The organism is Sulfitobacter sediminis (assembly GCF_040811725.1).
Classification (GTDB): domain Bacteria; phylum Pseudomonadota; class Alphaproteobacteria; order Rhodobacterales; family Rhodobacteraceae; genus Sulfitobacter; species Sulfitobacter sediminis.
In genome coordinates this window covers 62,680-76,066 of record NZ_JBFNXX010000007.1, presented here as the reverse complement: position 1 = coordinate 76,066, position 13,387 = coordinate 62,680, and the positions used below count along the sequence as shown (strand labels likewise).

The following is a 13,387-nucleotide window of genomic DNA, read 5'->3' as shown; positions in this document are numbered from 1 at the left end:
ATCTCTACCAAAAACGCGGCTGGGCCAAGCTGACGCTGCACAGCAAGCTGATGCTTACCGGCACGCTGGTGCTTATCCTCTGGGCCTGGATCATGGTTACCGCGCTGGAGTAGAACAATCCGGGCACCTTGGGCGGCCTTGACGGCACGGGGACGAAACTGCTGGCCAGCTGGTTCCAGGCCGTCACGCCGCGCACCGCGGGGTTCAACACGCTCGACTATGCCGCAATGGAAACGCCGACGACGGTGATGACCATCACGCTGATGCTGGTGGGCGGCGGCCCGTCCTCGACGGCGGGAGGTATCAAGGTCACCACGCTGATCGTTCTCATCCTCGCCACGCTGGCTTTCTTTCGCAGGCAGGAACGGCTCAACATCTTCGGGCGCAGCCTTGGCGTGGACGAAATCATGAAGGTGCTCGCGCTGACCTCGCTCAGCCTGTTTCTGGTTCTCATCGGCCTCTTTCTCGTCTCGCTCACCTATCGCGGTGACTTTCTCGACCTGCTGTTCGAGGTCACGTCGGCCTTCGGGACCGTCGGCCTGTCGCGCGGTGCGACCGGGGAGCTGGACGAATTCGGACGCATCTTCATCATCGTCATCATGTTCGTGGGTCGCCTCGGCCCCCTGACGTTGGGTTTCTTCCTCGCCAAGCGCTCGATGCCGCGGGTGCGCTATCCCGACGGGCGTGTCTACCTGGGCTGATGGCTTGGTCTTTCTGTTTGCGGCAAAGCCTGTCGCAAACGGTCTTGACCGTTTGCTGCCGCTCCCTGTCTGCTGACCCAAAGATCGCAAGGGAGAACCGCCATGAAATCGCATTACAGGGTTGTCGTCATCGGCGGCGGCGTGGTCGGGGCCTCGGTGCTCTATCACCTCGCGAAATTCGGCTGGACCGACGTTGCCCTGATCGAGCGTTCCGTGCTGACAGCGGGATCGAGTTGGCACGCGGCGGGGGGCATTCACGCGCTGAATGCGGACCCGAATATCGCGGCGCTTCAGGCCTATACCATCGACCTGCTGAGCGAGATCGAAAAGGAAAGCGGCCAGAACATCGGTCTGCACATGACCGGGGGTCTCACGATGGCGGGCACGCCCGACCGCTGGGAATGGCTGCAATCGGCCTACCGCACGTTCCAGTCCATCGGGATCGAGGACTGCCGCCTCGTCACGGTCGAGGAAGCCTGCGCGCTGAACCCGATCATGTCGGGCGAGGGGCTTCTGGGCGGCATGTGGGCCGACCGCGAAGGCTACATTGACACCACGGGCACCGTGCACGCCTACGCGGGCGCGGCCAAGAAACGCGGCGCGACGGTGATCGAGCACAACCGCGTACTGGAACTGCATCAAACGCTTGAAGGCTGGGAGTTGATCACCGAGAAGGGAACGATATCCTGCGAACACGTGGTCAACGCCGCGGGTCTCTGGGCCAAGCAGGTGGGCCGCATGGCGGGCATCGAACTCCCGGTCTCGCCGCTCAACCACCATTACCTTGTCTCCGACAGTATCCCCAAGCTGGAAGAAATTGACTTCGAAGTGCCGATGACCGTCGACCTCGAAGGCTTCACCTACCTGCGGCAGGACCAGAAAGGCGTGTTGCTCGGCATCTACGAAGTCGACCACCAGCACTGGATGATGGACGGGGCACCCTGGGAATACGGTTTCGAGCTGCAGCAGGAAGACCCCGACCGCATCGAGAAAGAGCTGATCATGGGCTTCGAGCGTTATCCCGTCCTACAGGAGGTCGGCGTCAAGACATGGGTCAACGGCGCCTTCACCTTCTCCCCCGACGGCAACCCGCTCGTCGGTCCTGTGCCGGGCAAGCGCAATTACTGGTCGGCCTGTGCGGTCATGGCGGGCTTCCTGCAGGGCGGGGGTGTGGGCAAGAGCCTCGCCGAATGGATGATCCACGGGGAGCCCGAGGCGGATGTCTACGGGATGGACGTTGCGCGCTACGGCATCTGGGCCGAGAACAAGCAGTACATCAAGGAAACCACCGGCCAGTTCTATTCCCGCCGTTTCGTGATGACCTACCCGAACGAACAACTGCCCGCAGGCCGTCCGCTCAGGATGAACGGCATCTACAGCGACCTCGACGCACGGGGCGCTGTCTGGGGCCAAAGCTGGGACCTGGAAGTGCCGCTCTATTTCGCGGAGCCGGGGTTCAGGGAAACACCCTCGCTCAAACGCTCCAACGCCCATGACATCGTGGGTGCCGAATGCCGCGCGGTGCGCGAGGGGGTGGGGCTTCTGGACATCACCGCCTTTTCCCGCTTCGAGGTGACGGGGGAGAACGCCGAGACCTGGCTCGACATGCTCATGGCCTCCAAGCTGCCCGCGCCGGGCCGGGTGAAACTCGCCCCGATGCTGGGCGAGGACGGGCGCATGAAGGGGGACCTCACGATCTTCAACTGGGGCGACGGGCGCTGGTGGATCACCGGCAGCTACTACCTGCGCGCCTGGCACATGCGCTGGTTCAACGACCACATGGCCGATGGCGTGACCGTCCGCGACCTCGGCGAAGAGATGGCCGGCATGTCGCTTTCGGGCCCAAAATCGCGCGAGGTGCTGCGCGCGGCGCTGACGGATGGCGACGCGGATGCGCTGAAATTCATGGGCTGCACGCAGATGGACGTGGGGCTGGTGCGCTGTCACGTCGGGCGGCTTTCGGTCGCCGGAGAACTGGGCTTTGAGCTGCACTGCCGCACGGGCGATCTGAAGGCGCTGCGCGATACGCTGCTGAAGGCAGGCGCGGATCACGGGATGATCGAATACGGCTTCAACGCGCTCCTGTCGCTGCGGCTGGAGAAGTCATTCGGCATCTGGTCGGCGGAATTCACCCAAGGCTATACGCCGGGGATGACGGGCATGGACCGCTGGATCGACTGGGACAAGCAGTTTGTCGGCAAGGTAGCCGCCCAGAAAGAGCGTGACGGCAACGGCCCGGCGAAACGGCTGGTCACGCTGGAAGTGGACGCGGCAGACGCCGACGCCAGCGGTTTCGAACCGGTTTGGCAGGGCGCGCGCAAGGTCGGCTTTGTGACGTCAGGGGGCTATGGCCACACGCTGGGCAAATCGCTGGCAATGGCGCTGGTCGATCCCGATTGCGCGGAAGAAGGCGCGGAACTGGCGGTGCATGTGGTGGGTGTCGAGCGTGCGGCCAAGGTCATCGCGCCCTCCCCCTACGATCCGGAAGGCAAGGCGATGCGGGGATGACGCAGGCAAAGCTGCGGGTGTTCTTCGTGATCGGACTGGTGTTCATCGGCGCTGTTTTCTGGGTACAGAACCGAGAGCGATTGGCCAGGGAACGGTGTCTGGCCGACGGCGGGCGCTGGTCTTTCGATGCAGGGGAATGCGACGCCCCATAGGATAAGGGCTTGCACCCATCGCGCCTTGCCAAAGATGAGTGCAAGCACCCATCCTACGGCAGCGCTCAATCCTTACTTGAGTGTTAAATTCCGTCCAACCGACTGACTCATAAATAGATTGCTCCGCTGTCCCCGTGGGGACAGCAATGAAATCGCGGCTCCGGACCCGCTCGCGAGTTGACAAGCGGGGAGCACTGGGGCCACCTGAGGCCCAGGAAAAAAGGAGGATGACCCATGATGAAGACCCGCGCCGCCGTAGCCCTGGAAGCCGGAAAACCGCTGGAGATCATGGAGGTCAACCTCGAAGGCCCGAAGAAGGGCGAGGTTCTGGTCGAGATCAAGGCGACGGGCTTGTGCCATACGGATGAATTCACCCGCTCGGGCGACGACCCCGAAGGCATCTTTCCCGCGATCCTAGGTCACGAAGGCGCGGGCGTGGTGCTGGAAGTGGGCGAGGGCGTCACGACGGTGGAGCCCGGCGATCACGTGATCCCGCTTTACACACCCGAGTGCCGCGAGTGTGAATATTGCCTGAGCGGCAAGACGAACCTTTGCCAGGCGATCCGCGCGACGCAAGGTCAGGGGCTGTTGCCCGACGGCACCACCCGGTTCTCGATGCTCGATGGTACGCCCATCCATCACTACATGGGTTGCTCCACCTTCGCCAATCATACGGTGATCCCTGAAATCGCGCTCGCGAAGGTACGCAAGGACGCGCCCTTCGACAAGATTTGCTACATCGGCTGCGGCGTGACCACGGGTATCGGTGCCGTGATCAACACCGCCAAGGTGGAAATCGGCGCGCGCTGCGTTGTCTTCGGCCTCGGCGGTATCGGGCTCAACGTCATCCAGGGCCTGCGGCTGGCAGGCGCGGACCAGATCGTCGGCGTGGATCTCAACGACGACAAGGCCGAGATGGGCCGTCATTTCGGCATGACCGATTTCGTGAACCCCAAGAACGTGGACGGCGATATCGTCGCCCACCTTGTCGAATTGACGGGCGGCGGGGCGGATTACTCCTTTGACGCCACGGGCAACACCAAGGTCATGCGCGATGCGCTGGAATGCGCGCACAAGGGCTGGGGCGAGAGCATCATCATCGGGGTGGCCCCGGCGGGCGCCGAGATTTCCACGCGCCCCTTCCAGCTGGTCACCGGCCGCGTCTGGCGCGGCACGGCCTTTGGCGGGGCGAAGGGCCGGACGGATGTGCCCAAGATCGTGGATTGGTACATGAACGGGAAGATCGAGATCGATCCGATGATCACGCATAAACTGAAGCTGGAAGAGATCAACCACGGCTTCGATCTGATGCACGAGGGCAAGTCGATCCGGGCGGTGGTCGAGTTCTGAGCCGTTTCCAAAAGGAGCGGCTGCGCCGCATTCCATTTTTTTGGGGGGCTCTGCCCCGTCGATCAAAGATCGGCTCCCCGGGACTTTTTATGGCCAGAAAGAGAGGCGGGGCGGTCAGGGTCCCTTGTAGCTGAGCGCTGACGTCATGAGGTGGCGGAGTTGGGCTTCGAAAGCAGGGCTGCCGGGGGAGGCGATGCCCTTGAGCTTCAGGGTCTTCTCGCCCACGCCGAAACCCAGCAGCACGCTCATGAACAGCGCGGCGCGGGCAGGGCTGCCGAGAAGCGCTTCGAGCTTGTCCTGCATCGCCTCCGCCTGCGCGCGGCGAACGATATCGCCGACGTCGGGATCGTTCGCGTTGGTTTGAATGAGCTGCAGGACCGAGGGTGTGTTGCCGTCGCGCGGGGCCTCGACGAACATGCGAAGGACGGTCTCGATCAGCGTGTCCTCGTCCGGCAAGTCAGGCACCGCGAAGGCATTTTCAAGGGTCGCTTCGAAGAGGCCCAGCTTGCTGCCAAAATAGCGCGCGATCAGAGCGACATCGACGCCCGCGCCCTGGGCGATCTCGCGCAGGGGCACGTTGGAATAGCCGCGCGACCACAGCAAGCGGCGCGCTTCGGTCAGCAGCCGGTCGCGGGTGGCAAGAGCTTTGTTCATCGGCGAAAGATGACCGATGGCAGATTTCTTGTCAACGGATGTTGACTTGTGCGCGCGTCGCGATAAGTCTGCCAGTCAACACTTGTTGATTTCCCGGTGAGGTTGAACATGAAGCTGACGGTGAACGGCACGGAACACGAGGTGGATGTCGAGGATGACATGCCGCTGCTTTGGGTCCTGAGGGACGAGTTGGGGATCACCGGGCCGAAATACGGCTGCGGCATCGCGCAATGCGGGGCCTGCACGGTGCATGTGGACGGGATCGCGGTGCGCTCCTGCCAGCTGGCGGCAGGCGATGTGGATGGCGCGGTGACAACCATCGAGGGGCTGGGCAGGCCCGAGGCGCTGCACGCGGTGCAGGCGGCATGGATCGAGCATCAGGTCGCGCAATGCGGCTACTGCCAGTCCGGGCAGATCATGCAGGCGGCGTCCTTTCTCGACCTCAACCCGGAACCCAGCGATGACCAGATCGACGCGGCGATGAGCGGCAACCTCTGCCGCTGCGGGACCTATCCGCGTATTCGCGCGGCCGTGAAGACGGCGGCGCGCCGCCTGCAGGGGGTGTAAGCCATGGGACGTGTGAGAACCATCGCCCGCCGGTCCTTTCTGATCGGCTCCGCCGCGATCCTCGGCGGGGTGGCCTTTGGCACCTATCTCTACAAGCGTGATCCCGAGAACCCGCTGGCAGCGGACCTCGGGCCGGGGGAGGCGACCTTCAACCCCTTCGTCAAGATCGACGCGGAGAAGGTCACGCTCATCACCCCGCGCGCGGATTTGGGGCAGGGGGCCTATTCGGTGCAGGCGCATCTGATCGCGGAAGAACTCGACGTCGACCTCGATACGGTCGTGATCGAACCGGGGCCGCCGGCACCTGCCTATTACAATGGCGTCGTCGCCGCAGAGGGCATGCCGATTGCCGCCACCTCGGACAGCCTCGGCGCGCGCACGGGGCGCGGGGCGGCGAACGTGGTGGGCAAGCTCATGGGGCTGCAGCTGACCGGCGGCTCTTCGACCGTGCCGGATATGTACGAGCGGCTGCGCGTGGCAGGTGCGGTGGCGCGCGAGACGCTGATCCTGGCGGCGGCACAACAGACGGGGCTTGAGGCCGCGCAACTCAGGACCGAGAGCGGCGCCGTGGTGCTGCCCGACGGGACGCGGCTCGATTATACCGACCTTGCGGCCGTCGCGGCGGAGATCGAACCGGTGGCGGATGTGGTGCTGCGCGACCCGGCGCAATGGCGGCATCTGGGAAAGGAACACCAGCGGACCGATATCGTCGCGAAGTCCACCGGCACCCAGACCTACGGGATCGACCTGTCCTTCGAGGGCATGCTGCATGCGACGACGCGGACCAATCCGGGGCTGGGCGGCGCGCTGGAGCGTTTCGAGGCGGGCGAGGCCGAGGCGATGCGGGGCGTGAAGGCCGTGTTGCCGATCACCGGGGGGATCGCGGTGGTGGCGGACAACACCTGGCGCGCTTTCCAAGCGGCGCGGGCGGTGGACTGCACCTGGGGACCCGCGCCCTATATCGGGGAGACGGAAAAGCAGTTTGCCGAAGTGGCGGCGTCTTTCGTTGACGACCGGCAGGACAGCCGCTTCAAGGATCGGGGCAATGTGCAAGCGAAGCTTGAGGCGGCGGCGGAGGTGGTCGAGGCGGAGTACCGCATTCCCTATCTCGCCCATGCGCCGCTGGAGCCGATGAACGCGGTGGTGAAACTGTCGGACGGCAGGCTGGACATCTGGACAGGCACGCAGATCCCCCGGTTCATGCAGGCCTCGGCTGCCAAGATCGCGGGGCTCGATGCGGATCAGGTGCATCTGCATGTGCTTGTCTCGGGGGGCAGCTTCGGGCGGCGGCTGGAGGATGACTATGTCCGCCAGGCGGTGGAGATCGCGGTGCAGATGCCCGACGTGCCCATCAAGATGACCTGGAGCCGGGAAGAGGACATGACCCATGACTTCCCCCGCCCGCTGGCCATCGCACGCGGACGCGGAGCGGTTTCGGGTGGGGCGGTTGCGGCTTTTGACCTGGCGATGGCCGCCCCGTCGGTCACGGCGTCGCAGCTGGGCCGGATCGGACAACCGGCGCTTGGCTCGGACGTGGCCATCGTCGCGGGGGCCTGGGACCAGCCTTTTGCCATTCCCGATTACCGCGTGACGGGCTACCGCGTGCCGCCGATGGTGCCGGTCAGTTCCTGGCGCTCGGTCGGGGCCTCGGGGAACGGGTTCTTTCACGAGAGCTTCTTTGACGAGCTGTGCCACGCGGCCGGTGTCGATCCGCTGGAGGAGCGGTTGCGGCTTTGCACCCACACGCCGTCGCGCAAGGTGCTGGAGGCCGTGGGCGAGATGTCGGGCTGGGGCAGCGATCTGGGCGAGGGGCGCGGGCGCGGTCTGGCCTTCACGCTGTCCTTCGGCGTTCCCTGCGCACAGGTGGTCGAGGTGAGCGATACCGGGGACGGCATCCGCATCGACCGCGTTTTCGTCGCCGCCGAGGTGGGTCGGGTGCTCGATCCGGTGAACTTCGAAGCGCAGCTTTCGGGTGGGGTGATCTGGGGGCTGGGCCACGCGATGAATTGCGAGATCACCTACGAAGGAGGCGCGGCGCAGCAGGACAATTTCCATGCCTTCGAGGGCATGCGCATGCATCAAGCGCCGCAGATCGAGGTGCGGGGGCTTGAGAATGGCGACCGGATACGCGGCATCGGTGAGCCGGGCGTGCCTCCCGCGGCCCCGGCACTGGGCAACGCGATCTTTGCCGCGACCGGCAAGCGCATCCGTGCGCTGCCCTTCTGGAACGAGGTGGATTTCGTATGAGGGGCGCGCTCTTCGCGCTGATCATCGCGGGGGTGCCAGCGATGGCGCAAGAGGTCACGCGAGAAGAGGGGCTGGCGGCATGGGAGCGGATTTACGCGGTGGCGTCGCACCCACGTTGCACCAATTGCCATGTCGGTGCCCAAGAAGAACCGATGTGGGAAGGGTTGAGTTACGGGGCCGGTGCCGTGCACCGCATGGGCGTGAAGTCGGGGGAGAGCCGGATCGGTGCGGAGAGCATGCCTTGCCGCACCTGCCATGTGACGGCTGTGGGGCGCGAGACGGCACCTCACGCGCCCGCACAGATTGACGATGCCTGGCGGCTGCCGCCGGTGGAACTGGACTGGCTGGGCGAGGACAGCGCCGCAGTCTGTGCGCAACTGCGCGATCCGGAGCGCAACGACGGGCATGACATCGCGGGGCTTGTGGACCATCTGACATCCTCGCCTTTCGTCGCCTGGGGATTTGCGCCGGGGGGCGGGCGGTCTGCGCCGCCGGGGACACCTGCGGAGATGGCCCGGGATGTGGAGACATGGGGCGCGGCGGGGATGCCTTGCGGTTGACGGTTCTGGACCCGGGCGTTGCGGGGCTTCAGGCTCACCATCCCGGAGAAGCTGGAGCCGCCTTCGATTGACCCCGTTCATGGCAGAAGGCCATCCGCTTCCCAAGCAGAATAGCGGTATCCCGGCAAAGCCGGGTCCCTCCGCGATTCAGCTTGGCAACCGGCTGTCCATCCGCCCTGACGTGCTCAAGCGAAGGCGGCTCCAGCCCGGAGATGGTATCAGGTCGCAGGCCTGCTGCCCCTCGGAGCGGTTGACTGACCGTGCCGCCTAGAACGTCTGGTTCAGCTCATCGCTCGCCGGAATGTCCGTTTCGCGTTTCGCGATGAAGGCGCGCAGTTCCTCGTCTTTGGCGGGGTCGAGTTTCGGTTCCTCGTAGTCCGACAGAAGTTTGCGGGCATAGACAAGCGCGCGTGCCGTGATCTCGGTGCTGCCTTCGGCCTGCCATTGCTCGATGGAATTGTTGTCGAACATCTGGGGCATGAAGAAGGCGGTCTGGAAGTTTTCCTGCGTATGCGGGTGGCCGAGGTAGTGGCCGCCAGGACCGACGTCGCGCACGGCGGCAAGGGCCGCGTCGAAGTCGTCGAAGCTTACGCCTTGCGCCATGCGGTGGGCCATGGCGCATTGTTCGGCATCCACGATGAATTTCGCGACCGAACAATGCATTCCGGCCTCGTTCCAGCCTGCGGAATGCCAGATGTAGTGCGCGCCCGCGTGCAGGGTGGCGGAGAGGGTCGTGGCGCTTTCGTAACCTGCCTGCGCGTCGAAGGTTTTCGCCCCGCCCAGCGTATTCGAGGTACGCCAGGGCACACCGTAGAAGCGGGCCATCTGGCCGATCATGAAGTTCATCAGGCTGATCTCCGGGGTCCCCGCCATCGGCGCGCCGGACTTCATCGAGACGGTGGAGAGGTAGTGACCGTAGATCGCGGGCGCGCCGCGGCGGATCACCTGGGTGTAGGCGAGTGCAGAGAGAGCTTCGGCGTTGAGTTGCGCCACCGAGGCGGCGACGGAGGCGGGGGTATTGGCACCGCCCAGCACGAAGGGAGAGCAGAGGACGGGCTGATTGGCGCGGGCGAAGGCGCGCATGGCGCCGAGCATGGTTTCGTCCCACACCAGCGGCGAGTTGCCGTTGCAGTTGCCGGTGACGACGGGGTGTGTGTCGATGAAGTCGCTCCCGAAGAGGATGCGGCACATCTCGATCACGTCCTCGGCGTTCCGGGGCGAGGTGGTCATGCCCATGAAGGTCTTGTCGGAGTGTTTCATCGACGAATAGGTGATCCGCAGGTGCCGCTGGCTGATGGGATGGTCGTAGGGCTCCACGATGTGATGGGCGCTGGAGTGGAGTGCAGGGAGCATGTGGCTCAGCTTGTGGAACATGGCGAGGTCATCGAGCGTCGGGTTGCGGCGCACATCATCGAGGTCGCGCAGGTAGGGGGCACCCGTCATCGGCACGAAGATGGCGTCGCGGCCGCCGAGTTTGACGCTTTTCTCAGGGTCGCGGGCGTGGAGCGTCAGGGTGGCGGGGATCGTCGCCATGAGATCGCGGATAAGGCCGCGGTCGAAGTAGACGCGCTCGCCCTGCACTTTGGCTCCTGCCGCGCGCCAGTCGGCGAGCGCGATGTCGTCGCGGAAGACGACGCCCACGTTTTCGAGGATATCCATGGAGGCGGCGTCGATGCGTTCGATCTCGGCGCCGCTGAGGAATTCGCAGGTGGGCAGCTTGTTTCGCACCCCTGGCAGCATGGTGAAATCCGTCGCCGTGCGCAGGGCGCGGCGGGCGGCGCGGCCGCCGGAGCGGGTGCGGGGGGCAGCATCAAGCGTCATCTGGGCCTCCGGATTGCGGGATGGCTCAGGGTGGCACGTTGCGATGCGTCCTGTCTTGTCCGGCAGCGAACAGGGTGCCGGGAAAGGTGGCGCGGATTGTCAGCCGATGAAGGTGTCGGCGTAGGTGTCGCGCAGGACGTTCTTTTGCACCTTGCCCATGGTGTTGCGGGGGAGTTCGTCCACCACCACCACCTTCCGCGGCACCTTGAAGCGGGCGAGCTGGGTGTTGAGCGTCTCGAGGATAGCGCCGGTGTCGGGCGCTGCATCCTTGGCGGGAACGAGGATCGCCATGGGGGCCTCGCCAAGGTCGGGGTGGGGCACGCCGATCACCGCGCTTTCCAGCACGCCGGGCTGGTCGTCGAGCACGGTCTCGATCTCCTTGGGGTAGATGTTGTAGCCGCCGGAGATCACCAGATCCTTGCCGCGTCCGACGATCTGGACATAGCCGCGCGCGTCGATCATGCCAAGGTCGCCGGTGATGAACCAGCCGTCGGGGCGCAGTTCGGCGGCGGTTTTCTCGGGCATCTGCCAGTAGCCCTTGAAAACGTTGGGGCCGCGCACTTCGATCATGCCGATCTCGCCTTGCGGCAGCTCCGCGCCTGTCTCGGGGTCGGTCACCTTCAGTTCTACGTCCGGCAGGGGGAAGCCCACGGTGCCCGCGCGGCGGTCGCCGTCGTAGGGGTTGGAGGTGTTCATGTTGGTCTCGGTCATGCCGTAGCGTTCGAGGATGCGATGGCCTGTACGTTCCTCGAAGGCCTTGTGTGTTTCGGCCAGCAGGGGTGCGGAGCCGGAGATGAAAAGGCGCATGTTCTTTGTCAGATCGGCGGTGAAATCGGGATGGTCGAGCAGGCGGGTATAGAAGGTGGGCACGCCCATCATCGAAGTGGCGCGGGGCATGAAATGGATGAGCTGGTCCACGTCGAGCTTGGGCAGAAAGATCATTGCGCCGCCCGCCAGCAGCATCACGTTGGTCGCGACGAACAGCCCGTGGGTGTGAAAGATCGGCAGCGCGTGGAGCAATACGTCGTCGCTGGTGAATTGCCAGAGGTCCTTGAGCGTCCGTGCGTTGCTGAGCAGGTTGGTCTGCGTCATCATCGCGCCCTTGGAGCGGCCCGTGGTGCCCGAGGTGTAGAGGAAGGCAGCAAGGTCGTCGCCGTCGCGCGGCACGGTGTCGAAGCTTTGCGGTTGCTCCGACGCCATCTGAGCGAACGTGCCACCGCCCTCCGCGTCCAGGGTCTCGAGGCGCGCGTCGGCACCGGCAGCGATGGCCCCGAGGCTGTCGGCCTTCTGGGGATCGCAGATCAGCAGCCGTGCGCCGGAGTTGGAGACGAAGTAATCGACCTCCGCAGGGGTATAGGCCGGATTGAGCGGCAGGAAGATCACGCCGGCCTGTACGCAGGCGGCATAGACCGCAAGCGCATACGGAGACTTGTGGATTTGCAGGGCCACGCGGTCGCCCGGTTTCAGCCCGCAGGCGGTCAGGGCGTGGGCGAATTGCGCGCTTCGGTGCAGGAAGGCCGCGTGGGTGATCGCGGTCCCGTCGGGAAGGTAGAGAAACGGCGTGTGCTGGTTGGCGTGCTGGCCGAAGAGGGCATCGTAGAGCGGGTTGGCCATGGTCGTCTCCTTGCGGTCTTGGGCGGCGCGAATGTGCTGTAACTGGGCGGCGGGAACAAGGGGTGCGTTGTCATTCGCGCGGGCACCGGTCTAGGGTGCGGCAAACGGATCAAAGGGGAAGGCGATGTCACGGTTGAGCAAGCTGCAGGAACGGATGAAGGAACAGGGGATCGACCTTGTGGCGCTGGGGCCGGGGGCGCATCTGGAATGGCTTCTGGGGATGCATCCGCACGGGGACGAACGGCCCTTGCTGCTCTGCGTGTCTCAGGCCGGGGCTGCATTCCTCATGCCCGCGCTCGAGGCCGGAAGCGCGCGACAGCATACCGATCTGCCCTTTCATACGTGGTCCGATGACGCGGGGCCGGAGGGTGCCTTTGCACAGGTGTTGGAGGCGCTCGATGCGCAAGACACGCAGAGCATCGCTCTCGACGAGACGATGCGCGCGGATTTCGCGGCACTTGTGCAGGACGCGCTGCCGGGGGCCAAACGGCAGTTCGGCGCCTCGACCGTGGGGGCGCTGAGGATGCGCAAGGACGCCTCGGAATTCGCGGCGCTGAAAAAGGTCGCACTGGTCGCCGACCGGGCGATGCGCAAGGCTAGGGGCGAGATGCGGGTGGGCATGACCGAGCGCGAGGTCGCCGCCATCGTGCGCGAGAGCTTCAAGGCCGAGGGCACGGTGCCAATGTTCACCATCGTCGGTGCCGGGGGCAACGGGGCCTTTCCGCACCACCAGACAGGCGAGACGACGTTGAAACACGGCGATGCGGTGGTGATGGACATCGGTGGCGGGCTTGGCGGCTATCCCAGCGACATCACCCGCATGGCGGTGATGGGCGAGCCGCCGGAGGGCTACATGGACATTCACGCCATCGTCGAGGCGGCGGTTCAGGCGGCTCTGGAAGCCGCCAGGCCGGGCGCGAAGGCGCATGAGGTCGACGATGCCGCGCGCGGGGTGATCGCGGATGCGGGGTACGGCGATTATTTCGTGCACCGTACCGGGCACGGTCTGGGGGTCGAGATACATGAGCCGCCCTATATCACCGCGTCGTCGCAGGAGGTGCTGGACGAGGGAATGGTGTTCTCCATCGAACCCGGCATCTATCTGCCCGGCCGTTTCGGGATCCGGCTGGAGGACATCGTGATCCTGCGCGCGGACGGGCCGCAGATCCTGTCGGAACTGCCGCGCGATCTTCATGTCGTGACAGCTTAGCAA

At 65.1% G+C, this 13,387-nt stretch carries 11 protein-coding genes; 8 read left to right on the top strand and 3 right to left on the bottom strand.

What is annotated here, in order from left to right; translation table 11 throughout:
* Window positions 1-128 precede the first annotated feature (128 nt).
* The 4 genes from AB2B41_RS11130 to AB2B41_RS11115 all read left to right on the top strand — a co-directional run bounded on the left by AB2B41_RS11130 (window position 129) and on the right by AB2B41_RS11115 (window position 4,711).
* Window positions 129-701: a potassium transporter TrkG gene (locus AB2B41_RS11130; protein WP_367877867.1), complete on the top strand. Its 573-nt coding sequence runs from the start codon at window positions 129-131 to the stop codon at window positions 699-701.
* A 102-nt stretch (window positions 702-803) separates the two neighbouring features.
* The gene (locus tag AB2B41_RS11125) at window positions 804-3,209 is read left to right on the top strand and encodes a GcvT family protein (RefSeq protein ID WP_367877866.1); all 2,406 of its coding nucleotides are present in this window, start codon (window positions 804-806) and stop codon (window positions 3,207-3,209) included.
* Complete coding sequence (locus AB2B41_RS11120) at window positions 3,206-3,361, top strand: hypothetical protein (RefSeq protein ID WP_367877865.1); 156 nt, start codon at window positions 3,206-3,208, stop codon at window positions 3,359-3,361. Before AB2B41_RS11125 ends, AB2B41_RS11120 begins: the two co-directional genes overlap by 4 nt.
* Before the next feature lie 237 nt (window positions 3,362-3,598).
* Window positions 3,599-4,711, top strand: a complete 1,113-nt coding sequence (locus tag AB2B41_RS11115) for an S-(hydroxymethyl)glutathione dehydrogenase/class III alcohol dehydrogenase (protein WP_367878008.1) — start codon at window positions 3,599-3,601, stop codon at window positions 4,709-4,711.
* A 114-nt stretch (window positions 4,712-4,825) separates the two neighbouring features.
* On the opposite strand, the gene AB2B41_RS11110 is transcribed toward AB2B41_RS11115, so the two are convergent.
* Window positions 4,826-5,365 (bottom strand): TetR/AcrR family transcriptional regulator, encoded by a 540-nt coding sequence (locus tag AB2B41_RS11110; protein WP_367877864.1) that lies wholly within the window; start codon window positions 5,363-5,365, stop codon window positions 4,826-4,828.
* 108 nt (window positions 5,366-5,473) lie between these two features.
* Between AB2B41_RS11110 and AB2B41_RS11105 the strand changes: the two genes are divergently transcribed.
* The 3 genes from AB2B41_RS11105 to AB2B41_RS11095 are packed head-to-tail and all read left to right on the top strand — an operon-like array spanning window position 5,474 to window position 8,739.
* Window positions 5,474-5,932 (top strand): (2Fe-2S)-binding protein, encoded by a 459-nt coding sequence (locus AB2B41_RS11105; protein WP_367877863.1) that lies wholly within the window; start codon window positions 5,474-5,476, stop codon window positions 5,930-5,932.
* 3 nt (window positions 5,933-5,935) lie between these two features.
* Window positions 5,936-8,179, top strand: coding sequence for a xanthine dehydrogenase family protein molybdopterin-binding subunit (locus tag AB2B41_RS11100; RefSeq protein ID WP_367877862.1), 2,244 nt, complete (start codon window positions 5,936-5,938; stop codon window positions 8,177-8,179).
* Window positions 8,176-8,739 carry a hypothetical protein gene (locus AB2B41_RS11095; protein ID WP_367877861.1) on the top strand — a complete coding sequence of 188 codons (564 nt, stop codon included), beginning with the start codon at window positions 8,176-8,178 and terminating at the stop codon, window positions 8,737-8,739. Before AB2B41_RS11100 ends, AB2B41_RS11095 begins: the two co-directional genes overlap by 4 nt.
* Before the next feature lie 267 nt (window positions 8,740-9,006).
* Here AB2B41_RS11095 and AB2B41_RS11090 read toward each other — a convergent pair whose 3' ends face one another.
* Both AB2B41_RS11090 and AB2B41_RS11085 read right to left on the bottom strand, forming a co-directional pair.
* The gene (locus tag AB2B41_RS11090; RefSeq protein ID WP_367877860.1) at window positions 9,007-10,560 is read right to left on the bottom strand and encodes a trimethylamine methyltransferase family protein; all 1,554 of its coding nucleotides are present in this window, start codon (window positions 10,558-10,560) and stop codon (window positions 9,007-9,009) included.
* A gap of 99 nt (window positions 10,561-10,659) precedes the next feature.
* Window positions 10,660-12,174: a malonate--CoA ligase gene (locus AB2B41_RS11085; protein ID WP_367877859.1), complete on the bottom strand. Its 1,515-nt coding sequence runs from the start codon at window positions 12,172-12,174 to the stop codon at window positions 10,660-10,662.
* A gap of 124 nt (window positions 12,175-12,298) precedes the next feature.
* On the opposite strand from AB2B41_RS11085, the gene AB2B41_RS11080 reads away from it, so the two are divergent.
* Window positions 12,299-13,384, top strand: a complete 1,086-nt coding sequence (locus AB2B41_RS11080) for a M24 family metallopeptidase (protein ID WP_367877858.1) — start codon at window positions 12,299-12,301, stop codon at window positions 13,382-13,384.
* The last annotated feature ends 3 nt before the right edge of the window (window positions 13,385-13,387 follow it).

Excerpts from the sequence above, each read along its gene's own strand:
- AB2B41_RS11125 (WP_367877866.1), top strand. The coding sequence starts at position 804 with ATGAAATCGCATTACAGGGTTGTCGTCATCGGCGGCGGCGTGGTCGGG.
- AB2B41_RS11120 (WP_367877865.1), top strand. The coding sequence starts at position 3,206 with ATGACGCAGGCAAAGCTGCGGGTGTTCTTCGTGATCGGACTGGTGTTC.
- AB2B41_RS11115 (WP_367878008.1), top strand. The coding sequence starts at position 3,599 with ATGAAGACCCGCGCCGCCGTAGCCCTGGAAGCCGGAAAACCGCTGGAG.
- AB2B41_RS11110 (WP_367877864.1), bottom strand. The coding sequence starts at position 5,365 with ATGAACAAAGCTCTTGCCACCCGCGACCGGCTGCTGACCGAAGCGCGC.
- AB2B41_RS11105 (WP_367877863.1), top strand. The coding sequence starts at position 5,474 with ATGAAGCTGACGGTGAACGGCACGGAACACGAGGTGGATGTCGAGGAT.
- AB2B41_RS11100 (WP_367877862.1), top strand. The coding sequence starts at position 5,936 with ATGGGACGTGTGAGAACCATCGCCCGCCGGTCCTTTCTGATCGGCTCC.
- AB2B41_RS11095 (WP_367877861.1), top strand. The coding sequence starts at position 8,176 with ATGAGGGGCGCGCTCTTCGCGCTGATCATCGCGGGGGTGCCAGCGATG.
- AB2B41_RS11090 (WP_367877860.1), bottom strand. The coding sequence starts at position 10,560 with ATGACGCTTGATGCTGCCCCCCGCACCCGCTCCGGCGGCCGCGCCGCC.
- AB2B41_RS11085 (WP_367877859.1), bottom strand. The coding sequence starts at position 12,174 with ATGGCCAACCCGCTCTACGATGCCCTCTTCGGCCAGCACGCCAACCAG.
- AB2B41_RS11080 (WP_367877858.1), top strand. The coding sequence starts at position 12,299 with ATGTCACGGTTGAGCAAGCTGCAGGAACGGATGAAGGAACAGGGGATC.